Genomic DNA, 23,863 nt, shown 5'->3' on the forward strand with positions numbered 1-23,863 from the left:
CAGATGCCAAAGAAAGCCGGAAATTCAGGCCGCGGACAGCGGGACCTGCGCGTGCGGGTCAAGAGCGCACGCGGGCGCAAGCTGAGCTCGACCCGCTGGCTCGAACGCCAGCTCAACGACCCCTATGTCCAGCGCGCCAAGCGCGAGGGCTATCGCGGGCGCGCGGCCTTCAAGATCCTCGAGATCGATGACAAGTACCGGTTCCTCCTGCCGGGCGCACGGATCGTGGATCTCGGCTGTGCCCCGGGCGGCTGGTGCCAGGTGGCGGTCAAACGCACTAATGCCTTGGGGGAGCGGGCCGGCAAGGCGCAGGGGCAGGTCCTCGGCGTCGACCTGCAGGAGGTCGAACCCATCCCCGGGGCCGAGACCCATGTGCTCGACTTCATGGCCGAGGGGGCCGACGAACAGGTCAAGACCTGGCTCGGCGGGCGCGCGGATGTGGTGATGTCGGATATGGCTGCCGCCAGTTCGGGCCATAAACAGACCGATCACTTGCGGATCATGGCTTTGTGCGAGGCAGCGGCGTATCTCGCCTTCGACGTGCTCGAAGAAGGGGGCACCTTCGTTGCCAAGGTTCTGGCGGGCGGGGCGGAGGCGGATCTGCAACGGCTTCTGAAGCAATCCTTCAAGAAAGTCGCGAATGTGAAACCGGGCGCGAGCCGGTCGGATAGTTCCGAGAAATTTGTGGTCGCCACCGGGTTCAAGGGCGTCAACCCGATCCGCCAGGTCGCGGAGGACTAGCTCGCCACGCGTAGGCCCGGCGCCGCAGCGGCCTCGGATTTCGGGTTCCGGACAAAGAGGATCGCCGGGTTCGAGATCCCGGCGCTGGCCAGATCGCCCTCGAGCGTGCCGAGGGTGCTGTGCAGGCAGGTTTCGCTGGCATGGCCGACACTGGCCACAACATCCACCGCACAGCTGTCACGATGGCCATGGGCGAGCAGGTTGTCCCGGATCTCCGGCGCGCTGCCGACGCCCATATAGATCGCGATGGCGGTCCCAAGCTTGAGGTGGCTGCCCCAATCGGGGCTGCGGTCGCCGTCGCGCAGCTGGCCCGACACGAAGGTCACGCTGTCGATCTCGCCGCGCTGGGTCAGCCCGGTCTCGAGCCGCGCCGAGGCCGCCGAGGCCGCGGTGATGCCCGGCACGATCTCGACCTCGAGCCCGGCGCCCTTGATCGCGGCAACCTCCTCTTCGAGACGGCCAAAGACCATGGGGTCGCCGCATTTCAGGCGGACCACGGTCTTGCCCTCTTTTGCGGCCTGAACCATGACCTGATTGATCCGGTCCTGCGGCCAGCTTTCGGCGCCGGGGGTCTTGCCCACAAGCACCCGTTCCGCGTCGCGGCGCGCCAGTTCCAGCACGCCCGGATCCACCAGCCGGTCGTAGAAGATGATGTCGGCCTCCTGCAGGCGCTGCACCCCGCGCAGGGTCATCAGATCTGCGCCACCGGGGCCTGCGCCCACCAGGGCGATCCGACCGGGATCGGCGGCGGGGGCACCCCCTTGGGCGATGGCGTCCTTGATCAGGCGCGCGGCCTCCCGCTCGGCCCCGGATTTATGGGCCGCGCGCGGCGCGCCATTGAACACCCAGCGCCACAGGTCCCGCCGCTTGCGCGGCTGCAGCCGTGCCGCCGCCGCCGGGCGCAGCCGCCCCGCAAGCGCCGCGAGCCCCCCGAGCCCGGGCTCCAGCAGCTCCTCCATCCGCGATTTGATCTGGCGGGCAAGCACCGGGGCCGTGCCCTCGGTCCCGATGGCCACCACCACCGGGTCGCGATCCACGATCGACGGGGTATAGGCCTCGCAAAGATCCGGTTGATCGACCACATTCACCAGCACGCGCGCGGCCTCGGCCAGTCCGTGCAGACTGGCATCGGTGCCCGGGCAGCCCGTGGCGATGAAGCAGAGCGATACGCTCTCCAACGCGGCAACGCTGGGGATCTGGCGGTTCCAGGTGATCCTGCCGCTCTTGGCGAGCTCGGCCAGCTCCGGGTCGAGCTCGGGCCAATAGAGCGTCACCCGGGCTTCGGATTTCAGGATCAGGCGGCATTTCTGCGCGGCCTGCTCACCACCGCCGAGGATCGCCACATCGCGATCGCGCATCCGGACGAACATGGGGAAGGTCTTCATGGTCGTGTCTCCTGTCGGTCGCCGGTCAGGCCGCGTGACGGGTTTGCCGCGCGCTCCAGAGGGTTGCGGCCCGGGCTTCCGCCTCGGGCAGGGTTTGGGTCGCGCCAAGGGACCAGAGCGCCAGCGCGGCGGTCCCCAGAACGGTGGCCGTGGCGAAGGGATGGTGCCAGCTGCCCTCCCACAGACCGGTGAGATGGGCCGGATCGTCCGTCACCTCGGTCAGCCGCCGCGTGTCGTCGAGAATGGCGGGCGCGTCGGGCCATGCGCCGGCGGGACCGAAGCCGTGGCAGACCACTGGTTTGCCCGGATAGCGCTCGAACTCGCCGCCGCCGCCCTTGATGATCATGGCCGAACTATCGCCGAGCCGTTCGCAGGCGGCCTCCTGCAGCTCGCGATAGGGCGGGTGGAACACGCCCTGCACCGTGACCGGTGCTGCCGCCGGGTTTGCCACGCGCAGGCAGGTGTTCACGCAAGACCGCAGGCCAAGATGGTCCCGCAAGGCCAGAAGATCCGTCGCCCGGGCCGAGAGCGCCTCCAGCGGGACATAGGCGATGCCCACATCCTCCAAGGCGGTGGCCGCTTCGGTCGGGGTCAGGGACATGGACAGTCCAAGCGGTCCGAGATGAGCGCGCAGGGCCGCATCCGATCCGTTCCGCCCGTGGATCATGATCCTGTAGCCCGCCGCCGCCACCAGCCGCGCGCTGAGCAGGAACCATGGCAGGCCCCGGGTGCGCCCGGCGGAATAGCTCGGCCAGTCCAGATCTGCCTCAAGCTTGGACCAACGGCGCAGATGCGCCCGAAAGGCGGCCGAGAACCCGGTGATCTCATCCGCCGTCTCTCCGCGCAGCCGCAAGGTCATCAAGAGCGCGCCCACCGCCTCGGGCGCGCCGGTCCCGTCCAGCGCGTGGGTCATCGCCTCCTGCGCCTCGGTCTGGGTCAGCGGGCGCGCGCGGCCGGGACCCCGCGCAACCGTCGCGATATAGGGCGCGAGGCTCATTATTCCGCCGCGAGTTTCAGCGCGGGCGTGCCGGCGATCAGCGCCTGCAGCTCCGGCCGGCAGGAGCCGCAATTGGTGCCGGCCTGGGTGCAGGCCCCAAGCGCCTCGACCGTGCGCGCCCCGCCTTCGATGGCGCGGCGCAGGTCGTTCACGCCCACATCGAAACAGGCGCAGACCGTGGCCCCGGCATCGGGCCGGTCCGCCCCGGGGATGCCCGCCAGCGCGCGGAACGGATCCTCGGTCGCGCCGATCAGCGCCACCGCGTGGCTGCGGGACAGCGCGACGGGGGTCGGGGCCGCGAAGAAGAGGCCGATGATCACGTCCCCTTCGGTGATCGCGACGCGCGCCGTGCCCCGGGCGGGGTCCTCGATCACGCTGGCCGTGCCCCGGGTCAGGCCCAGAACGGCGCGGGCCTCAGCCTCCCAATCGCCGGGCCGCTTGATCCCGGCCACTTCGGCGCGCGTCCCGGATCTGGTCCGGGCAATGGCCGCATAAGGACGGGTCGGGGTCATGGTTTCGGTGCTGGCGGCAAAGCCGTACCAGCCTGCCGCGAACCGGCTCAGCGCAACCGGCGTGCCCTTGGAGGCGGGCTGGCCGGAAACCGGGTCGGTCACCGGTGCGATCACCGCGTTGATCCGTCCGGTGGAAGAGACGATATCGGTCCAGTGCATGGGCACAAACACCGCGCCGGTCTGTCCGCGATCGGTTACCAGCACCCGCAGCGTGGCCGCGCCATAGGGTGACGAGACCGTGACCAGCTCCGCATCACCCAGCCCGGCCTCTTCGGCGTCCTGAGGATGGATCTCCAGATAGGGCTCAGCCATATGCGCCCCGAGGCGCGGTGCCTTGCCCGTGCGCGTCATGGTGTGCCAGTGATCTCGCACCCGACCGGTATTGAGCCGCACCGGAAAACCGACCTGTGCCACGGGGGCGGCTGGCGGCGTGATGGGCAGCATCTTGGCCTTGCCATCGGCGTTATAGAACCCGCCTTGGGCAAAGAACCGACCGCCGGACGCCCCTTCGGCAGGCACGGGCCAGACGGTGGGGGACAGGGTGTCATAGGCGCTGTCGGTGAGGGTCGCGAGGCCGGAGATGTCGAAATCCTTGCCAAAGCGAGGCGCCAGCGCCGACAGAGCTGCGTATTCGCGGAACACTTCCGCCTCGGAGCGGTAGTCAAAGGCCTTGGTCCAGCCCATGCGACGGCCGACATCGGAAATGATGTCCCAGTCGGGCCGCGCTTCGCCGGGGGCGGTGAGGAACTTGCGCTGCCGCGAGATGCAGCGCTCGGAATTTGTGACCGTGCCGGATTTCTCGCCCCAGCCCGTGGCGGGCAGCAGGACATCGACACAGCGCCCGGTATCGGTGTCGGCCATGATGTCGGTCATGACCGTGAAGGGCACCGCGCGGATCGCGGCGGCGACCTTGTCCGCATCGGGCAGCGAGACCACGGGGTTCGTCGACATGATCCAGAGCGCCTTGATCCGCCCCTCGGCGCAGGCGTCGAACAGGTCCACCGCCTTGAGGCCCGGTTTCGGCGCCATGGTGGGCGAGGACCACATCTCCTGCACGGCGGCGCGGTGATCCGGGTTTTCGATGTCCAGATGGCAGGCGAGCATATTGGCCAGACCGCCCACCTCGCGCCCGCCCATGGCATTGGGCTGCCCGGTCATGGAAAACGGTCCCATCCCTTCGCGCCCGATCCGTCCGGTGGCGAGATGGCAGTTGAGGATGGCATTGACCTTGTCGGTCCCGCAGGAGGACTGGTTCACCCCCTGGGAATAAAGGGTGACGACTTTTTCGGTGCTGCACCACATCTCGAGAAAGCTGGCGAGCTCTGACGGTGTCAGCCCGGTCTCGGCGGTCTCGGTCTGCCGCGCGGTGTCCAAAGCTGCGTCATAACCCGCGACGGATTTGGCGACGAAATCCGCATCGGTCAGCCCCCGTTTGGCGATCTCCGCCAGCAGCAGGTTGAAAACGGCGGCATCTCCGTCCGGGCGGATCGACAGATGTAGATCCGCGATGTTCGAGGTGGCCGTGCGACGGGGGTCGATAACCACGACCTTCAATGCGGGGCGGGCCTGCTTGGCCGCCTGCAGGCGCTGGAACAGCACCGGATGACACCATGCGAGGTTCGATCCCACCAGCACGACCAGATCGGCTGCCTCGAAATCCGTGTACTGACCCGGAACCGTGTCGGTGCCGAAAGCGCGCTTGTGACCCGCCACCGAGGAGGCCATGCACAGCCTTGAATTCGTGTCGATATTCGCCGAGCCCATATAGCCTTTCATGAGCTTGTTGGCGACGTAGTAGTCCTCGGTCAGCAGCTGACCCGAGACATAAAAGGCCACGCTGTCGGGTCCGTGTTCGGCGATGGCGGCCGTGAACCGGTCGGCAACCAGATCGAGCGCTTCGTCCCAACCCGCGCGCCGGTCGCCGATCTGCGGGGCGAGAAGACGACCCTCGAGATCGAGGGTCTCGCCGAGCGCCGAGCCCTTGGAGCACAGCCGCCCCAGATTGGCCGGGTGGTCCGGATCTCCGGCAATGCTGCCATCCGCCCCGGCCAGAACGCCGCAGCCGACGCCGCAATAGGGGCAGGTGGTGCAGGTCGGGCGCGGGGCTGGGTCTGTCATTCGGCGGCCATCCGGGATTGCAGGAATTGCGTCTCCAGCAGGATCCGACCGGCCTCGACCCGCGCCGGATAGGTCGGGACGGTGCCTTCATCGGCCCCCTGCGCCTCGCCGGTTTCCAGGCTGAACACCCAGTTATGCAGCGGACAGGTCACCTTGTTGCCATGGACGATCCCCTCAGAGAGCGGGCCGCCCTTGTGCGGGCAGGAGTTTTCCAGCGCATAGACCTCATCGGATCCGGTGCGGAACACCGCGACGCAGCCCATGGCGGTCTTGACCACCCGCGCGCCGCGGGTCGGAATATCCTCGAGGGCCCCAATATCAATCCAGTCGCTCATTCCGCGGCCTCCAGTTTGAAATCAGCGATCGGCTGATAGTTGTCCGCATTCTCGGCGGCTTCCGCGGCCCAGGGGTCTTTCTGATAGATGCTCTGGGAGAGCTCGAACCGCTCGATCAGCCCGGAGCGGGTGGCCTCGTCAAAGACCTGCTCCTTCACCCAGTCGAGCCCGACCTTGCCGACCCATTTATAGGGCCGGTCCAGATACTTGGCGTTCTCGCGGAAGAGCTGCATGAAGGCGGTGACATACTCGATCGCCTCCTGTTCGGTGGCGACATCGGCCAGACGCTCGGTCTCTTTCACATCCATGCCCGCGGCCCCGGCGACGCCAATCTGATAGCCGCTATCGACACAGACGATCCCGATATCCTTGCAGGTCGCCTCGGCACAATTGCGCGGGCAACCCGACACGCCGAGCTTGACCTTGTGCGGCGTCCAGGAGCCCCAGAGCTTCTTCTCGAGCTTGATGCCAAGCCCGGTGCTGTCCTGGGTGCCGAAGCGGCAGTGATCCTTGCCGACGCAAGTCTTCACCGTCCGCAGACCCTTGGCATAGGCATGGCCCGAGACCATCCCCGCATCGTTGAGATCCTTCCAGATCGCCGGCAGGTCCTCTCCCTTCACGCCCAGCAGGTCGATCCGCTGGCCGCCGGTCACATGGACCGTGGGTACATTGTACTTGTCGGCGGCATCGGCAATCGCGCGCAGCTCGTCCGGCGTGGTCATCCCGCCCCACATGCGCGGCACGACGGAATAGGTGCCGTCCTTCTGGATATTGGCGTGACGCCGTTCGTTGATGAAGCGGCTCTGCGGGTCATCCTGATACTCCACCGGCCAGTCAGCCAGCAGGTAGAAATTCAGGGCCGGGCGGCAGACATGGCACCCGCAGCTGGTCTTCCAGCCAAGCTCCTGCCAGACGGCGGCCATGGATTTGAGCTCCTGGCTTTTGATCATGCGCCGCACGTCTTCATGGGTCAGATCCGTGCAGCCGCACATGGAGGCCGCGGCGGGAATGATGAAATCATCGCCGAGTGTGACGCCCAGAACCTGCTCGACCAGTCCCGTGCAGGTCCCGCAGGACCCGGAGGCCTTGGTCACCGCGCGCACAGCGCCCAGATCGGTTGCACCCGCCTCGATGGCGGCCACGATGTCGCCCTTGGATACGCCGTTACAGCCACAGATTTCCGCATCAAGCGGTAAGGCTGCAACGGCCGCCATAGGGTCCAGTGCGGCCCCCCCCTGATAGGCCGGGCCAAAGATCAGCGTGTCGCGCATCTCGGAGATGTCTTCGCCCGACTGGATCAGGCCGAAAAACCAGTTGCTGTCTGCGGTATCGCCGTAGAAGACAGCACCCACGACCTTGTTCTCCTCGATCACGAGGCGTTTGTAGACGCCGCGCGCCGGATCGCGGAACACGATGTCCTCGCGGCCCTCGCCATCGGCGAAATCGCCCGCGGAGAAGAGATCACACCCCGTGACCTTGAGCTTGGTCGAGAGGGATTTCTGGACAAAGGTCGCCTCTTCGCCGAGCAGCGTCTTGGCCAGCACCTTCGCCTGATCATAGAGCGGGGCGACGAGGCCGAAGATCGCGCCCTCATGCTCGACGCATTCGCCCACCGCGAAGATCGACGGATCCGAGGTCAGCATCTGGTCATCCACATGGATGCCCTTGCCAACGGCCAGGCCCGCCTCCTGCGCCAGCGCGGTATTGGGGCGGATGCCCACGGCCATGACCAGCAGGTCGCAAGGCAGTTCGGTGCCGTCATCCAGCAGGAGCGCCTTCACATGCCCGTTCTCGCCGAGGATCTCCTTGGAGTTGGCCGAGCATTTCACGGTGATGTTCTTGTCGGTCAGCGCCTTGCGCAGCAGATAGCCGGCCGCCTCGTCGAGCTGCCGTTCCATCAGGTGACCCATGATATGCACCACGGTCACATCCACCCCGCGCGCCGCCATCCCGGCCGCAGCTTCGAGGCCGAGCAGACCGCCGCCGATCACCACGACCTTGTTGTCCGGGCCCATGGACATCATCCGCTCGGTGTCCTCGAGATCGCGATAGGCGATCACGCCTTCGAGGTCATGACCGGGCAGGGGGATGATGAAGGGGTTCGATCCGGTGCCGAAGATCAGCTTGTCATAGGCCACCTCGTCACCATTCTCGGCGATGACCACCTTGCGCGCCCGGTCGATCCCGGCGACCCGCTCGCCAAAGCGGCAGGTGACGCCGTTCTCTTCATACCACTCGGCGGTGTGGGTGACGATCTCGTCATAGGTCTTCTCACCCGACAGGACGGGGCTGAGCATGATGCGGTTGTAGTTGCCACGGGGCTCTGCATTGAAGAGCGTGACCTCATAGGCGTTCGGGTCTGCGTCCAGCAGGCTCTCAAGGGCACGGCCCGAGGCCATACCTGCGCCAATGATGACGAGTTTTTGCGTCATGGGCTCCCTCCAATCAGGAAGGTCGGTGGGCGCCCCGACGCACGGGGTCAGCCGACCAACAAGGGTTTCAGGTCGTTAACTCCACCCCCGGAGACGCTCCGGCGGCGGCATTGATCATGGTGCGGGAGAGGCGGTCATAGGCCTTGCGCCAGGCCGCCTCCGTGGGCGCGTCGAACGCGTCCCCAAGTGTTTCTGCCAAGCTCCAGAGCAGGGCGTCGCCCATGGTCTGGTAATGCGCTTCGGTCACCCCGTAGCGCCCGTGCCGCGCGGCCATTTCCATGGCTTTGGGCGGCAGGGCCCCGTCGGTGCGCAGCCCGCGCACCACAAGGGCCAGCGCCTGCATGAGCATCTCGGATTGCCGGGCCATGCTCGTCGAGAACATGCCCTTGATCGCGGGCTCCAATTCAAACAGGCGGGTGTAGAACATCATTCCAAACTTGGCTTTTTGCGGGAAAACCTGGGCGAAGGCGGTTTGGATCAGGCGGATGTCTTCAGGGGTCATGGCGAGCTCTCCAGATTGAATGCATTGCCCGTCAGAAGATCAGAAATCCGTCTATATCCAGTTGGTGCGATCCTTCGCTTTTGTGACATTTCCCGAGGGTTTTAGGCGTTAACCTTAGGCCCAGATCTTCCACCACGGCTTTTTCGGGGTGTTGGCTGGAGCGGCTGTCTCGATCTTCTCGGACGGGTAGGCCGCATCGATCATCACACCGGACAAGGTGGTATAGGCACCGAGCCATGCATCCTTGAGTTCGGGGGTGAACTCGTCGCCGAGACCCTTGTCGAGGGTATAGATCAGCGCCTCGCCCACGGGGGCGTAATGCTCGGGCTTGACCCCGTAATCCACGTGTTTCACCGCCAGCTGCTGAGCCACGGGCACGATCTTGTCGAGATCGCGCAGACCGTTCACGACCACACCGAGCGTCGCCATGAGCTTGCTGCCCTGGGCCTTCATGTCGCCCTTGAAGAAGGGCTTCACCTGGGGAGCAATCTCGAACAGGCGCGTGTAGAAAATCTCGGCGGCCGCGTCAGAGATCGGCGCAACTTTCTTGAAGCTGTCTTGGATGAGGGTGATTTGATCCGGGGTCATTGTGGCTCACTCCGCTGCAATGGGTTTCGGGGCCGGCGCGGGCTTTTTGGGCTTCGCGCCATGTTCATACTCTTCAAGGAAATCAAGAACTTCTTGGCGGTATGTGTAGTAATCCGGGTGTTCGAGAAGGGCCTTGCGCGTGCGCGGGCGCGGCAGATCCACATTGGTGATCTTGCCGATCGTGGCGCGCGGGCCGTTGGTCATCATGACCACGCGGTCGGCCAGAAGGATCGCTTCGTCCACGTCATGGGTCACGCAGATCGCGGTCACCTTGGTGCGCGACCAGACCTCCATCAGCACTTCCTGCAGCTCCCAGCGGGTCAGGCTGTCGAGCATCCCGAAGGGCTCATCGAGCAGAAGAAGCTTGGGGCTGAGGGCAAAGGCCCGGGCGATGCCGACCCGCTGCTTCATGCCGTTTGACAGGTCCGAGGCGGCCTTGTCCATGCTGTCAGCCAGACCCACACGTTCGAGGTAATACTCGACCACATCCTGACGCTCGGCGGCGGAGGCGCGGGGATAGACCCGGTCCACGCCGACGCTGACATTCTCCTTGGCGGTGAGCCACGGAAAGAGGCTAGGCGACTGGAACACCACGGCGCGCTCGGGATCGGCGCCTTCCACATGGCGGCCATCGAGCTTGATCGCGCCCTTGGAGATCTCGTTGAGACCCGCGGCCATGGTCAGCACGGTCGATTTGCCGCAACCGGAATGCCCGATCAGCGAGATGAACTCGCCCTTGTTGAGCTTGAGGTTGAAATCCTCGACCACGGTCAACGGACCCTTGGGCGTCGGATAGATCTTGTGAAGTTGGCTGAAATCGAGGAAGCGCTCTTCGATCATGCCGGCCTGGGCTTTGGCCACGGCGGCGGGCACCCCGTGGATCGGCGTGACATCCGGCAGGATCTTGGTGCCTTCGGTCTTGGCGTCGATGCCCACATCCATCAGGTACTTGGTCACATCCGCGCGCAGCTTCTTGAAGCCCGCATGGTGGTTCATCTCGACCCGGTCGCGGGGGCGGGGGATGTTCACGGTGAACTCCTCGCCGAGGGTTCCGTCGGGGTTCAGGGCGATGATGCGGTCGGCGAGCACGATGGCCTCGTCCACGTCATTGGTGATCAGGACGCAGGTCTTCTTCTCTTCTTCCCAGATCCCTTCGATCTCGTCGGCGAGATTGGCGCGGGTCAGCGCGTCGAGCGCCGAGAGCGGCTCGTCGAGCAGCAGCACCTCGGGGTTCATGGCCAGCGCCCGGGCCACGTTGACCCGCTGGCGCATCCCACCCGACAGCTCTGCAGGGCGGCGCGTGGTGGCGTGGCTCAGCCCGACCATCTTGACGTAGTGATCGACCTTGGCCTGACGCTCCGCCTTGCTGAGGGTGGGGAACATGGTGTCCACCGCGAGGCGCACATTGCCGTTCACCGTCAGCCAGGGCATCAGCGAGTAGTTCTGAAAGATCACGCCGCGCTCGGGGCCGGGGCCGGTGATCGGCTTGCCCTTGTAGCTGACCGTGCCCTTGGTGGGCTGCTCCAGCCCGGCCATGAGGTTGATCAGGGTGGTCTTGCCGGTGCCGGAGAAGCCGAGGAGCACGAGGAACTCGCCCTCCCTGACAGTCAGGTTGATGTCCTTGAGCACGTCCGCGCGGTTTGCGCCTTCGCCGAAGCTCTTGGAGACCTTCTTGAATTCAATCGCGGTCATGTCTGATCACCGGTTATTCGTGAAGGTGAAGAGCGACTGGATGGTGAACATCAGGCGGTCGAGCAGGAAGCCAATGATGCCGATGGTCAGAACCGCAACCATGATCTTGGCCAGCGAGTTGGACGAGCCGTTCTGGAATTCATCCCAGACGAACTTGCCGAGCCCGGGGTTCTGGGCGAGCATCTCGGCCGCGATCAACACCATCCATCCCACACCGAGCGACAGGCGCAGACCGGTGAAGATCAGGGGCAGGGCCGAGGGCAGAACAAGCTTGGTGATCTTGGTATAGGTGTTCATCTTCAACACCTTGGAGACGTTGACCAGATCCTTGTCGATCGAAGCCACACCCAGCGAGGTGTTGATCAGGGTCGGCCAGAGCGAGCAGAGCGTCACGGTGATGGCGGAGACCAGGAAGGACTTGGCAAAGAGCCCGTCATTCGTGGTGTAGACCGCCGAGACGACCATGGTGACGATGGGCAGCCATGCGAGCGGCGAGACCGGCTTGAAGATCTGGATGATCGGGTTCAGCGCGGCATTGGCGGTGACCGACAGACCGGCGGAGATCCCCAGCGGCACGGCAAAGACCGTCGCGATCAGGAAGCCGAAGAACACGGTTTTGATCGAGGTCCAGATCTGGTCGTAATAGGAGGGTGCGCCGGTATAGGCGATGTCCTTGACCTCGTCGGCGCGGCCCGCATCGATCAGGCGCTGGTTGCGCTGGTCCACACGTTCGTTGAAGACGCGCTCGCTCTCGGCCTTGGCGGCGGCATCCTGGTGCAGGGCGACGGCCTGCTCCCAGACCTGGGCGGGGCCGGGCACGGCGCCGAGCGAGGTTTGAACCTTGGGCGCCAGCGTGCCCCAGGCCAGCAGGAACAGGGTGATGGCGAGGATCGGCACGCAGAAGAGCTGCCAGATGTCTTTCATCTGCGCCTTGGGGTTGTCCCCGGCAGCGGCCTTGACCATCGGAGTGATCCAGCCGAGGCCAAGCACCTTGAGCCAGGCGTCGGCCTTGTTGATGCGGGTGAACAAGCGCTCGCGGCGGGCCTCTTTGGCCTCTTTCGCAGCGAAATCAGGATCGACGGTTGTCATCGGGTCTGCTCCGGATAGGGGCGGCGCATTCTGCTGAGGGGGGCGCACGCGGGAAGGGCGGATCGGTTGTGTCTTTTCGGGTGCCCTCCGCGGTCACGAGTGGCGCGGAGGGCAGGGGCGCGCCCGGGAGAAGGGCGCGCGGTCTGTTTGGGGATCAGCCCTGGATTTCGCTGCCCACGACGACCTGTTCGCCTTTCAGGCCGATCGACAGGCTTTCGAGATAGGCGTTGGGCTGCTTGCCGTCATAGGCGATGCCGTCGATGATATCCTCGGCCGGGGTCGGGGCCTTGTAGCCATCGCTGTCCCAGGGGAAGTCCGCTTCGTTGGCCAGGCCCTCGTCCACCAGCAGGCGGGCCGCTTCGAGATAAATCTCGGGCTTGTAGACCATCTTGGCGACTTCATCGTACCAGCTGTCGGATTTCGGCTCGGCGATCTGACCCCAGCGGCGCATCTGGGTCAGGTACCACACGGCGTCCGAATAGAAGGGGTAGGTGGCGTTGTAGCGGAAGAACACGTTGAAATCCGGGATCTCGCGCTTGTCGCCCTTCTCGAATTCGAAGGTGCCGGTCATGGAGTTCGCGATCACGTCGTAATCCGCACCCACATAGTTCGGGCGGCTCAGGATTTCGACTGCCGCCGGACGGTTGGCGTTGTCGTTCTCATCCAGCCAGATCGCGGCGCGGATCAGGGCCTTGGTGATGGCCAGCGTGGTGTTCGGGTTCTGCTCGGTGAACTCGGCGGTCAGGCCAAAGACCTTCTCGGGGTTGTTCTTCCAGATCTGGTAATCGGTGATCACCGGAACGCCGATGCCCTTGAACACGGCCTGCTGGTTCCACGGCTCGCCGACGCAGTAGCCATAGATTGTGCCGGCCTCGAGGGTCGCGGGCATCTGCGGCGGCGGCGTCACCGAGAGGAACGCCTCGGCGTTGATCTGACCGGAGACATCCTCGGGGGAGTAGAAGCCCGGGTGAATGCCACCCGCGGCGAGCCAGTAGCGCAGCTCGTAGTTGTGGGTCGAGACCGGGAAGACCATGCCCATGTTGAAGGGGCGGCCCGAGGCGTTGTACTCGTCCACGATCGGCTTGAGCGCAGAGGCCGAGATCGGATGCTGCGGACGCCCGTCATCCATGGTCGGGATATTCGGCTTCATCTGCTCCCAGATCTCGTTCGACACGGTGATGCCGTTGCCGTTCAGGTCCATGGAGAAGGGGGTCACGATATGCGCTTCGGTACCGAAGCCGATGGTCGCTGCCAGGGGCTGACCGGCCAGCATGTGCGCGCCGTCGAGCTGACCCGAGATCACGCCGTCCAGCAGCACCTTCCAGTTGGCCTGAGCTTCGAGCGTCACGAACAGGCCTTCGTCGAAGAAATAGCCGTTCTCATAGGCCACGGCGAGGGGCGCCATGTCGGTCAGCTTGATGAAGCCGAACTTCAGCTCGTCCTTTTCCAGCGGCAGCATCTCGGCCATGGCCGGCGACAGCATCGCGGAGGTTGCAAGCAGGGCAGCAAACGTTTTTCTCATCTCGTTTCCTTAGGTTGATCCCCGGGGAGGATGTCGGGGGTAAAACGCAAAAAAGCCGCGCGAACCTGCCTTGAGACGTCAGTCACAAGTGGTCGAGCGGCTTTGCTCCGGAAGGTCCCCATCCGCGGGGCAAGTGCAGGGCGCGGACGTCCTTGTCCGGCGCGGCTGATCTTTTATTGCGGCGAGTCGCCTCTCAATTGAACTGTTATTTCTGTCGCACCCGGCGAAAATCGCGGCTCATGCTGCAGTTGCACAAGAATTGATCAGCCTTGCGGCGAAGGATCAAAAACAGTGCCGTCAAAAAACGCATCCGGGCCCAGAATGATCGATCCCTTGGCCGAGGCGACGGCGGTCGGCTCGCTCAGGGCGCCCTCCATCTTGGCCGAGGCGCCGGGCATGTCGATGCCCAGATCGGCCAGATTGGCGCGGTAGAGATCGCTGCGGAAACAGCCCATCGCGGTCCGCATCGCCTCGGTCCGGTCCAGCCCCACGCGGGAGGCGATGTTGCTCGCGATCCAGGCGGCCTGACTGCGCCAGGGGAAGTTCGCGGCGCTCGCATGGAATTCCAGGAACCGCGCCGTGTGCAGGGACAGGGCCCGGGGCTTCGTGATCAGATGCCCGGAGAGTGCACGGTCGAGCACCCCGTCCGGCACATCGATCAGACCCGGTTCGGCCAGCACTTCCGACGCCATGAGCCGGTTTTCCTCGGCCCCCAGCCACTGCGCCGCGCTCACCACCGCCCGCATCAACGACCGGGTCTCGCCGGGATGCTCCTCGATCCAGTCCCGCCGCGCGCCGAGCACCTTCTCAGGCGCGAAAGCCCAGATCGCCGAGGCGGGCAGGACCAGCTCGCCCGTCCCGTTCTCTACTGCGATGGACCCCCAGGGCTCGCCCACGCAGAAGGCGTCGATCTCATCGGCGGCAATCGCGTCGGACATGAGCGGGGGCGGAATGGTGTGCACGTCCAGCTCGCCGGGCGTCTTGAGGCCCAACGCACCCAGCCAGTAAAACACAAGCTCCGCATGCATGGAGAAGGGGAAGGGCACACCGATGCGCAAACGCCGCCCCGTGGCCCGGATCAGGTGGTTGCCGGTGCCGAGCGGGTCGCGAAAGCTCTCTTGCCAGCCACCGGCCCGCATCTTGGCCGCAATCTCGTTGGACACGCCGATCACATTGCCATTCACGGACATCACCAGCAGCGCATCCATGGGCGTCGGCAACCCGCCAAGGCCCAGGGACATGGCCACGGGCAGGGGGCTCAGCATCTGGGCCGCGTCCAACGTCCCCAGCGCCACGCCATCCCGCAGCGCCGACCAGGAGGGCTGCTTGTGCAGGTTGAGCGACAGGCCCTCGGCCTCGGCAAACCCCATCTTCTGGGCCACGAGCAGGGGGGCGGCGTCCACCAGCGGCACATAGCCGATATCGAGGATGCTCCGGCTCATCGCAGCAAATCCGAGGCTGTGACCAGGGCTTCGGCGACTTCCGAGACCTTGCGGCCCTGATCCATCGCGGTCTTGCGCAGGATGGCATAGGCCTGATCCTCGCTGATACCCTTGGCCGTCATCAACAGACCCTTGGCCCGCTCGATCGTCTTGCGCTCGGCAAGCGCGGTCTTGGCCGCGGCCAGTTCCGTGCGCAGCTTGGCGAACATGTTGAACCGGGCAATCGCCGCGTCGAGCACCGGCTTGATCCGGTCCTTGTGCAGACCGTCCACCACATAGGCGCTCACCCCGGCTTCGATGGCGGCACGGGTGGTGGCGTCATCGGTCTGATCCACGAACATCGCGACGGGGCGGTCATTGAACCCCGAGGCCACGCTCAGCGCCTCCAGCGTGTCGCGGGACGGGTTCGACATGGCGATCAGCACCACATCCGGCGCGATCTCGGACATGCGCCGTGCGAGGCCAGTTGCACTGCCCAGCACGGTCACGTCGACATTCCCAGCCTCGGCCAGCCCGTCCATGATCATGCGCGCGCGGGGTTCGTCGGGTTCAACGACCAGAATCTTCAAAGCGTCGGCCATGGCGCAGATGTCTTGCCTTTTTCGCGGCTCGGCAAGCCTCGGGCCGTGGGTCGCGGCCAAAAACCACATTTCTGCTGGATATTTAGGCAAAACGCGAAAAGCGTCGCAAGTGGTCTTCTCATTTTGCAAAAAGTGAGGCCATTCCCGGCGGGATGCCCTTATTCGCTTGCGGCAAATCGGCTTGCCGCTGCGCTGTGCTTGATCCAAGTCAAAGACAGGTCCTACACTCCACTTAACCCTCGCCTGAGTGCGAATGCCCCGGAAAGGACCTCGGTTCCATGCGCCTGACGACCCGAACCAACCTAGCCATGCGAACCTTGATGTATTGCGCGGTGAATACCGGCCGCAACATCCGGACCTCGGAAGTGGCCAAAGCAACCAATGCCTCCGAGAACCATCTCGGACAGGTGATCAACATGCTCGGTCAGACCGGCTTCATCGAAACCGTGCGCGGGCGCGGGGGCGGTATCCGACTGGCCCGGGGGGCCGAGGACATCACCGTGGGCGGTGTCTTTCGCGTCTTCGAGGCCGGCGCCCCCTTTGCCGAGTGCTTCAATGCCGAAGAATGCACCTGTCCGCTGGTCTCCGTCTGCCGGTTGAAGGGCGCCCTGGGGGAGGCTCTGGCCGCCTTCTATCGCTCCCTCGATACGATCACGCTGGAGAGCCTCGTGAAGGACAATACCGGTCTCGAGAAGCTTCTGGGCAACGCACCGGTCAATGCCTGACATCTAAAAGCGTTCTATAACAACGGTCTAGGCCGTTGTTAGAATTTCTGTGTTTACTTTTTGCAAATCATTCTCATATTCATTCCAAACAACTTAATCTCTCGGGGGAGATGATAGATGCTTGGAAGATCTGCGTGTGTACTGGCCCTTGTGGCGACGGTGGCACTGCCCGGCGGGGCGATGGCCGACAAGCTCAAGGCCGTAACCACCTTCACCGTGATCGCCGATATGGCGCAGAATGTTGCGGGCGAGGCGGCCGAAGTGGTCTCGATCACCAAGCCCGGGGCCGAGATCCATGGCTATCAGCCGACGCCCCGCGACCTGTTGCGGGCGCAGGGGGCGGACCTGATCCTGTGGAACGGTCTGAACCTCGAATTGTGGTTCGAGCAGTTCCTGTCGAACCTGCGCGACGTGCCAGCCGTGACCCTGACCGACGGGATCGACCCGGTGTCGATCGGTTCGGGCAGCTATGAGGGCAAGCCGAACCCGCATGCCTGGATGTCGCTCGATAACGCGCTGATCTACGTTGACAATATCCGAGACGCCTTTGCCGCGCAGGATCCCGAGAATGCCGAGATCTACGCCGCCAATGCCGAGCGCTACAAGGCAGAGATCAGCGCGACCATCGCGCCCCTGCGCGCCCGCGTGCAAGAGGTCCCCGCCGCCCAGCGCTGGCTCGTCTCCTGCGAAGGCGCGTTCAGCTATCTCGCCCGGGATTTCGGGATGAAGGAGCTGTATCTCTGGCCCATGAACGCCGACCAGACCGGCACGCCGCAGCAGGTGCGCAAGGTCATCGACGGCGTGCGCGAGAACAACATTCCCGCGGTCTTCTGCGAAAGCACGGTGAACAACGATCCGGCCGAGCAGGTGGCGCGCGAAACCGGCGCGACTTTTGGCGGTGTGCTCTATGTAGACAGCCTGACCGAGGCGGATGGCCCGGTGCCCACCTATCTCGACCTGCTAAGGGTCACCTCCGAAACTCTGGCCGAGGGCCTGACCACGCCTCTGAACTGAGGCACCGCCCCGAAGGATACGACCATGCGCCCATCGGCCCCGGATGGACAAACGAACACCCCCGGCCTCTGTGCCCGGAACGTGACGGTGACCTATCGCAATGGGATGACGGCGCTCAACGATGCGAGCTTCGACATCCCGCGCGGTACGATCACCGCGCTGGTCGGCGTGAACGGGGCGGGAAAATCCACGCTGTTCAAGGCGATCATGGGCTTCGTGCCCACGGCGCGGGGCGAGATCGAAGTGCTGGGCGGCACGGTCGCCGAGGCGCTCAAGGCCAACAAGATCGCCTATGTCCCCCAGAACGAGGAGGTCGACTGGTCCTTCCCGGTGCTGGTCGAGGATGTGGTGATGATGGGCCGTTACGGCCATATGGGGTTTTTGCGGATGCCCGGTGCCAAGGACCGGCAGGCGGTCACCGAGGCGCTCGAGCGGGTCGGCATGGCCGAATTCCGTCACCGGCAGATTGGCGAGCTCTCCGGCGGGCAGCGCAAGCGGGTCTTCCTGGCCCGGGCGCTGGCGCAGAACGGGCAGGTGATCCTGCTCGATGAGCCCTTCACCGGGGTCGATGTGCAGACCGAGGACGCGATCATCGCGCTCCTGCGCGACCTTCGCGACGAGGGAAGGGTGATGCTGGTTTCGACCCACAACCTCGGATCGGTACCGGAATTCTGCGACCGGACCATTCTCGTGAAGGGCACGGTGCTGGGCTTTGGCCCGACCGAGACGACCTTTACCCAGGCCAATCTGGAACGCGCCTTTGGCGGCGTGCTGCGCCATTTCGTGCTTGAGGGCGAAGATCTGCATGACGATGATGACGCTCGCAAGGTCATGATCTTTACCGATGATGAGCGCCCGCTCGTCACCTATGACGAGAAGACCCGCACGCTGGGAACGCCCGAGGCCGAGCCCGAAGAGGAGAAGGCAAGGTGATCGAAACGCTCCTGTCGCCCTTTGCCTATGGCTACATGACCAATGCGATCTGGGTGAGCGCGCTGGTCGGGGCGGTCTGCGCGTTTCTGTCGGCCTATCTGATGCTCAAGGGCTGGTCGCTGATCGGGGACGCCCTGAGCCATGCCATCGTGCCGGGGGTCGCCGGGGCCTATATGCTTGGGCTGCCCTTCGCGCTCGGTGCGTTTCTGTCGGGCGGGTTGGCGGCGGGGGCGATGTTGTTCCTGAACCAGCGGTCCGGCCTGAAAGAGGATGCGATCATCGGTCTGATCTTCACCTCCTTCTTCGGGCTGGGGCTCTTCATGATCTCGATCTCGCCGACCTCGGTGGACATCCAGACCATCATGCTGGGCAATATCCTCGCGATCACGCCCACGGACACGTTGCAACTTGTCCTGATCGGGGGAGTGTCCCTGACGCTGCTGCTGCTCAAATGGAAGGACCTGATGGTCACCTTCTTTGACGAGAGCCATGCTCGGTCCATCGGGCTGCATCCGGTGCGGCTCAAATTCATGTTCTTCGTGCTGCTCTCGGCCTGTACCGTCGCGGCCCTGCAGACCGTGGGCGCTTTTCTCGTCATTGCCATGGTGGTGACCCCGGGGGCGACGGCTTATCTTTTGACGGACCGGTTCCAGAGGCTGCTGATGATCTCGGTGGGGATCGGCGCGGGGACCGCGGCGGTCGGCGCCTATGCGAGCTATTTCCTCGATGGTGCCACGGGCGGGATCATCATCACGCTGCAAACCTTGTTGTTCCTGCTGGCATTTTTCCTTGCACCGAAACATGGCTACCGCGCGGCGCGGCGCCGGGCAGCGGCGGCTTTGCGGGCGAGCGAGAGCCGGGCCGCACCCCCCGTAAACCCGCTGGAGGCGGCGGAATGATCGAGACCATCCTCGCGCCCTTCCTCTTTCCGTTCATGCAGAGCGCCTTCCTGATCGCGGCGATCATCGCGGTGCCGACGGCGATCCTGTCTTGTTTCGTGGTCCTCAAGGGCTGGAGCCTGATGGGTGATGCGATCAGCCATGCGGTGCTGCCGGGCATCGTGCTGGCCTATGTGGCGGGCATCCCGCTGATCGTCGGCGCCTTCGGGGCAGGCATGGTCTGCGCCCTTGCCACGGGCTACCTGCAGGCCAACAGCCGGATCAAGCAGGACACGGTGATGGGCGTCGTCTTCTCGGGCATGTTCGGGATCGGGCTGGTGATCTACACCAAGATCGAGACGGAGATGCATCTCGACCATATCCTGTTTGGCAACATGCTGGGGATCGGGGCGGCGGATCTCTGGACGGCGGGGCTGATCTCGGCGCTGGTGGCCGGGGTGCTTCTGGTCAAGTGGCGGGACTTCCTGCTCCATGCGTTCGATCCGGCGCAGGCGCGGGCGGTTGGCCTGCCGGTATTGTGGCTCCATTACGGGATGCTGGCGCTGATCTCGCTGACCATCGTGGCGGTGCTCAAGGCGGTGGGGATCATCCTCGCCATCGGCCTTCTGATCGCGCCCGGAGCGATCGCGTTTCTGGTCACCAACCGGTTTGACCGGATGCTCTGGATCGCGGTGACGGTGACAGTGCTGGCCTCGGTGGCCGGGGTCTATGCGAGCTTCTGGCTCGACAGCGCGCCCGCGCCGACGATCATCCTGATCCTGACGGGCGTGTTCCTCGTGGCCTTTTGCGTCCGGCTCTGGCGTAACGCGCGGACCGCCCGCCGTATGGGCGAGACGGCGACGGGCTAGGCCGCGCCGCGTTCCTGCAGGTAGCTCGCGCAGCCGATCAGCGCGGCGAAGTCATCCTCCACCAGCCAGATCGGAAAATCGCGCATGAAGTCCGCAAATCGCCCTTTGTTCGCAAAGGCTTCGGCGAAGCCCATGGGTCCGAGATAGGGCGCGATATGGCGCGCGACGCCGCCCACCAGATAGACCCCGCCAAAGGGCAGATGGATCAGGCTGAGGTTGCCCGCCACCGTGCCCAGCATTCCGACAAAAAGCTCCAGCGCGTCGAGCGCCTGACGCTCGCCAGCCTCGGCCGCGGCCATCACCTCGGCCGCCGAGAGACGCGGGGTCTGGTCCGGTGTGGGGCCAAGGAAGGTATAGACCCGCTCGAGCCCGCGGCCCGAGAGCACATCCTCCACCGCTGGGAAACCATGGGCGGTCTCGACGAAGCGGCACAGGCGCAGCTCCTGATCCGTGCGCACAGGCAGGTTGGAATGGCCCGCCTCGGACGGGGTGACCAGCCGTCCGCCCGGCGCATGAAGCACGCTGGCCGCGTTGAACCCGGTGCCCAGCCCGATCATCAGGCAGGTCTCGGTGTCAGCCACCGCAGGCCGTGTGACGATGGGACGGATCAGGTTCGGATCCATATGGGGCAGGGCATAGCCTTGCGCCACCAGATCATTCAGCAGCGCCACGCGCGGCGCGCCGGTCGCCGCGGTCAACAAGGCCTCGTCCATCCGCCAGTCGAGATTGGTCAGCCCGCCGACCCCGTTGCGCACCGGACCCGCCAGCGCGACGCAGGCACCGCTGCATTCCGGCTGGCCCTGTTCGGCGAGATAGAGCCGCAGCACCTCGTCCAGCGAGCCATGGTCCGCGTTGCGAAACTTCTTCACCGTGTCAGCGCGCAGGATCGCGCCATCCGCAAGGGCAACGCGCGTATTGGTGCCTCCGATATCGGCGACGAGGGCGGGACCAGGGGCGGTCGTGGACATGGATTTCAAGCTCCACAGATTCGGTGAAACGGAATGGTAGCGCTAACGCCTTAACCCAGATGCCAGCGCGCGGTAAGAGTCTTTCGGGGTGCGGGTGAGGGTTTCGAAGTCCACATGGACCAATCCAAAGCGCTTTTCATAGCCCAAAGCCCACTCGTAATTGTCCATCAGGGACCAGATGAAGTAGCCCTTCAGCGGCACGCCCTCGGCAATCGCGCGGCGGGCCTGTGCCAGATGCGTCTCGAGATAGGCGACGCGATCCGCATCCCGAAACGGGATCTCCGAGGCCATTCCGTTCTCGGTGACATAGAGCGGCAGGTCGCCGGTATAGCGCTCTTTCATCATGGTCAGAAGCTGGTAGAGGCCCTCGGGATAGATCTCCCAGCCCATCTGGGTCTTGGGCAGGGGGCCGTCGATCTCTTGGTGATGGGGCCAGGGACCGTCATCGGGGGCAAGGATCTTGCGGGTGTAGTAGTTCAGCCCGACCCAATCGAGCGGCGTGCTGATCACGTCGAAATCGTCCTGCCAGCCATCGGGCAGGTGGGGTTCGATCCCCGCCAGAACCACGTCCGGGTAGCGTTTGTGGAACATGCCGGACAGGAAGAACTGGTTGTAGATCGCGTCATAGAGATCGGCGTCGCTGCCATCCGTGCCCGGCGCGGGCTCGGCATATTCCATGTTGCACACCGCCCCGAGGTTCGACATGCCCAGACCGCGCATCACCGAGATCGCGGTGCCATGGGCCAGCAGGATATGGTGCATCGCCCGGGCGGCCGCGCGAATGTCGCGCAGACCCGGGGCGTGATGACCCTGAAAGTGGCTCAGCCAGCCGACGCACCACGGCTCGTTGATCGGCGCGGTCGACCAGACGCGGTCGCCGATCCGGCCCATGATGGTCTCGGTGAACTCCCCGAACCAGGCGGCGATATCGCGGTTCCGCCAGCCGCCCATATCGGCGAGGGGTGAGGGCAGTTCCCAATGATAGAGGGTGGCGGCGGGCTTGATTCCGCGCTCCAGCAGGCCGTCCACCAGACGGTCGTAGAAATCGAGCCCTTCAGCATTCGGCGTACCGCGCCCCTCGGGGAGGACCCGCGCCCAGCTGGTTGAAAACCGGTAACTATCCACACCCAGATCGCGGATCAGGTCGAGATCCTCGTCCATCCGGTCATAGTGATCGCAGGCCAGCGCGCCATGCTCAGCCCGCACCACATTGCCGGGACCGGCGGCGAAATCATCCCAATGGGTGCGCCCCGCGCCGCCCTTGGCATGGCCCTCGATCTGATAGGCGGAGGTGGCCACCCCAAACAGGAAATCCTCGGGGTAGTCGGAACGGATGAGGGACATGGCGCAGCTCTTTCGCGGATCAGGTGGGGGCAGGGCCTGTGGACTGGCCCAGGGTCAGCTCCACATCCCAGAGCTCCTGTATCGGAGGGGTTGTCGGTTGCGCAATCCGTTGCAGCAGGATTTCCGCCGCCCGCCGCCCGGCGGCCCGCACCGAGGATCGGGTGGCGGTGAACAGGGGCTCGCGGTCGCCGTTGCGCAGATAGCTGATCTCGTCATCATGGATCACGACCGAGACATCGCGGCCCAGCACCAGCCCCCGTGTGCCGATGGCCCGACGGACCCCGATGGCGGTGATGATCGATGACACAAGAAAGGCCGTGGGCGGGTTCGGCCCGTCGAGCATCCGCGTCGCCGCCTGGAACCCGACGCCTTCAGTCATGTCATCGGCCACCATGTGATCCGGTCGCAGGGGCAGGCCCGCCGCTTCCATCGCCGCTGAATAGCCCGTGCGGCGGCGCTGTGCGAAATCCATGGATTCCTGGCCGTTGATCAGGGCGATCCGGCTATGGCCGAGATCGATCAGAAGCTGGGCCGCCCGTTGAAAGGCGCGGCGATTGTTGATGTCGAGCCAGGAGTAGCTGTCATCGGAAACCGGCGCCCGGCCATGGACGACAAAGGGCAGGTTCAGCTCCTTGAGCAGGGCGATGCGCGGATCGTCCGTGCGCGGTCCATGGACGATCACCCCGTCCACACTGCGCTTGGCGGCAAAATCGCGGTAGCATTGCAGCTCGTTCTCGGCCTGAACCGCCGAGAGCATGATGTCATAGCCCGACGCGCTGTAGGTCTCGCCCGCGCCGGCCAGGAAATCCCCGAAGATCGGGTTCACCATCTCGGAATTTGCATCGGTTGGGATCACGTGACCGATGGCCATGGACCGCCCGGTCGCAAGCGATTTGGCCCGGGTACTGGGGTAGTAATTATACTGCTTGGCCGCGGCTTGGATCCGTTGACGCGTGGTCTCAGAGACCTCGGGATAGCCGTTCAACGCCCGGCTGACCGTGGTCGGTGAGAGGCCCAGTTTTTCGGAAAGCTGTTTTAGATTCATGGTCTGAATGTCGTCTCACATAGCCGGTTCCTGCACCGTAAGCGTGTAAACGGACATTCGTCAAAAGCTTAAATTTCAATCTTGCTTTTCAAAACCCGCTGCGCTCAGGATGAAATTATTCGCGTGTTCAGGTTTTCAAAGATTGACAGAA

The 23,863-nt window shown here is 64.7% G+C and carries 21 protein-coding genes; 6 read left to right on the plus strand and 15 right to left on the minus strand.

Annotated elements, in window-relative coordinates; all coding sequences use genetic code 11:
• Window positions 1-3: 3 nt before the first annotated feature.
• Window positions 4-741, plus strand: a complete 738-nt coding sequence (locus tag ACP15I_RS07445) for an RlmE family RNA methyltransferase (protein ID WP_424974562.1) — start codon at window positions 4-6, stop codon at window positions 739-741.
• On the opposite strand, the gene cysG is transcribed toward ACP15I_RS07445, so the two are convergent.
• From cysG to ACP15I_RS07505, 12 genes are all read right to left on the minus strand, one after another.
• Entirely contained in the window at window positions 738-2,126 is a 1,389-nt protein-coding gene (gene cysG / locus ACP15I_RS07450) for a siroheme synthase CysG (RefSeq protein ID WP_424974563.1), read from the minus strand. The two genes, ACP15I_RS07445 and cysG, sit on opposite strands and share 4 nt — an antisense overlap.
• 25 nt (window positions 2,127-2,151) lie before the next feature.
• The gene (locus ACP15I_RS07455) at window positions 2,152-3,123 is read right to left on the minus strand and encodes a glycosyl transferase family protein (RefSeq protein ID WP_424974565.1); all 972 of its coding nucleotides are present in this window, start codon (window positions 3,121-3,123) and stop codon (window positions 2,152-2,154) included.
• Entirely contained in the window at window positions 3,123-5,753 is a 2,631-nt protein-coding gene (locus ACP15I_RS07460; protein WP_424974566.1) for a molybdopterin-dependent oxidoreductase, read from the minus strand. Before ACP15I_RS07460 ends, ACP15I_RS07455 begins: the two co-directional genes overlap by 1 nt.
• Window positions 5,750-6,088: a nitrite reductase small subunit NirD gene (nirD, locus tag ACP15I_RS07465; protein ID WP_424967661.1), complete on the minus strand. Its 339-nt coding sequence runs from the start codon at window positions 6,086-6,088 to the stop codon at window positions 5,750-5,752. The genes ACP15I_RS07460 and nirD overlap by 4 nt, the downstream gene beginning before the upstream one ends.
• On the minus strand, window positions 6,085-8,520 hold the full coding sequence (nirB, locus tag ACP15I_RS07470) for a nitrite reductase large subunit NirB (RefSeq protein ID WP_424974567.1): 2,436 nt from the start codon (window positions 8,518-8,520) through the stop codon (window positions 6,085-6,087). The genes nirD and nirB overlap by 4 nt, the downstream gene beginning before the upstream one ends.
• A gap of 67 nt (window positions 8,521-8,587) precedes the next feature.
• Window positions 8,588-9,022: a globin domain-containing protein gene (locus tag ACP15I_RS07475; RefSeq protein ID WP_424974568.1), complete on the minus strand. Its 435-nt coding sequence runs from the start codon at window positions 9,020-9,022 to the stop codon at window positions 8,588-8,590.
• Between the two features lie 114 nt (window positions 9,023-9,136).
• Window positions 9,137-9,610: a globin family protein gene (locus ACP15I_RS07480; protein ID WP_424967664.1), complete on the minus strand. Its 474-nt coding sequence runs from the start codon at window positions 9,608-9,610 to the stop codon at window positions 9,137-9,139.
• A 6-nt stretch (window positions 9,611-9,616) separates the two neighbouring features.
• Window positions 9,617-11,302 carry an ABC transporter ATP-binding protein gene (locus ACP15I_RS07485; protein WP_424974569.1) on the minus strand — a complete coding sequence of 562 codons (1,686 nt, stop codon included), beginning with the start codon at window positions 11,300-11,302 and terminating at the stop codon, window positions 9,617-9,619.
• A 6-nt stretch (window positions 11,303-11,308) separates the two neighbouring features.
• Window positions 11,309-12,391 (minus strand): ABC transporter permease, encoded by a 1,083-nt coding sequence (locus tag ACP15I_RS07490; protein WP_424967666.1) that lies wholly within the window; start codon window positions 12,389-12,391, stop codon window positions 11,309-11,311.
• Window positions 12,392-12,545: 154 nt separating this feature from the next.
• Window positions 12,546-13,913 (minus strand): CmpA/NrtA family ABC transporter substrate-binding protein, encoded by a 1,368-nt coding sequence (locus ACP15I_RS07495; protein ID WP_424974570.1) that lies wholly within the window; start codon window positions 13,911-13,913, stop codon window positions 12,546-12,548.
• 263 nt (window positions 13,914-14,176) lie between these two features.
• The gene (locus ACP15I_RS07500; RefSeq protein ID WP_424974571.1) at window positions 14,177-15,355 is read right to left on the minus strand and encodes a CmpA/NrtA family ABC transporter substrate-binding protein; all 1,179 of its coding nucleotides are present in this window, start codon (window positions 15,353-15,355) and stop codon (window positions 14,177-14,179) included.
• Window positions 15,352-15,936, minus strand: coding sequence for an ANTAR domain-containing response regulator (locus ACP15I_RS07505; RefSeq protein ID WP_424967669.1), 585 nt, complete (start codon window positions 15,934-15,936; stop codon window positions 15,352-15,354). The genes ACP15I_RS07500 and ACP15I_RS07505 overlap by 4 nt, the downstream gene beginning before the upstream one ends.
• A gap of 278 nt (window positions 15,937-16,214) precedes the next feature.
• On the opposite strand from ACP15I_RS07505, the gene ACP15I_RS07510 reads away from it, so the two are divergent.
• From ACP15I_RS07510 to ACP15I_RS07530, 5 genes are all read left to right on the plus strand, one after another.
• Window positions 16,215-16,661 carry an Rrf2 family transcriptional regulator gene (locus ACP15I_RS07510; protein WP_424967670.1) on the plus strand — a complete coding sequence of 149 codons (447 nt, stop codon included), beginning with the start codon at window positions 16,215-16,217 and terminating at the stop codon, window positions 16,659-16,661.
• 117 nt (window positions 16,662-16,778) lie between these two features.
• Entirely contained in the window at window positions 16,779-17,675 is an 897-nt protein-coding gene (locus ACP15I_RS07515) for a metal ABC transporter substrate-binding protein (protein WP_424967671.1), read from the plus strand.
• A 24-nt stretch (window positions 17,676-17,699) separates the two neighbouring features.
• A complete protein-coding gene (locus ACP15I_RS07520) occupies window positions 17,700-18,608 on the plus strand; it encodes a manganese/iron ABC transporter ATP-binding protein (RefSeq protein WP_424974572.1) in 909 nt (302 codons plus the stop codon).
• Entirely contained in the window at window positions 18,605-19,507 is a 903-nt protein-coding gene (locus ACP15I_RS07525; protein WP_424974573.1) for a metal ABC transporter permease, read from the plus strand. Before ACP15I_RS07520 ends, ACP15I_RS07525 begins: the two co-directional genes overlap by 4 nt.
• On the plus strand, window positions 19,504-20,355 hold the full coding sequence (locus tag ACP15I_RS07530; protein WP_424974574.1) for a metal ABC transporter permease: 852 nt from the start codon (window positions 19,504-19,506) through the stop codon (window positions 20,353-20,355). Before ACP15I_RS07525 ends, ACP15I_RS07530 begins: the two co-directional genes overlap by 4 nt.
• Here ACP15I_RS07530 and ACP15I_RS07535 read toward each other — a convergent pair.
• The 3 genes from ACP15I_RS07535 to ACP15I_RS07545 are packed head-to-tail and all read right to left on the minus strand — an operon-like array spanning window position 20,352 to window position 23,712.
• Window positions 20,352-21,323, minus strand: coding sequence for an ROK family protein (locus ACP15I_RS07535; RefSeq protein WP_424974575.1), 972 nt, complete (start codon window positions 21,321-21,323; stop codon window positions 20,352-20,354). The two genes, ACP15I_RS07530 and ACP15I_RS07535, sit on opposite strands and share 4 nt — an antisense overlap.
• Before the next feature lie 42 nt (window positions 21,324-21,365).
• A complete protein-coding gene (locus ACP15I_RS07540) occupies window positions 21,366-22,667 on the minus strand; it encodes a GH1 family beta-glucosidase (protein WP_424974576.1) in 1,302 nt (433 codons plus the stop codon).
• Between the two features lie 19 nt (window positions 22,668-22,686).
• A complete protein-coding gene (locus tag ACP15I_RS07545; RefSeq protein ID WP_424967677.1) occupies window positions 22,687-23,712 on the minus strand; it encodes a substrate-binding domain-containing protein in 1,026 nt (341 codons plus the stop codon).
• Window positions 23,713-23,863 lie beyond the last annotated feature (151 nt).

Source organism: Dinoroseobacter sp. S124A (genome assembly GCF_049801015.1).
GTDB lineage: Bacteria > Pseudomonadota > Alphaproteobacteria > Rhodobacterales > Rhodobacteraceae > Dinoroseobacter.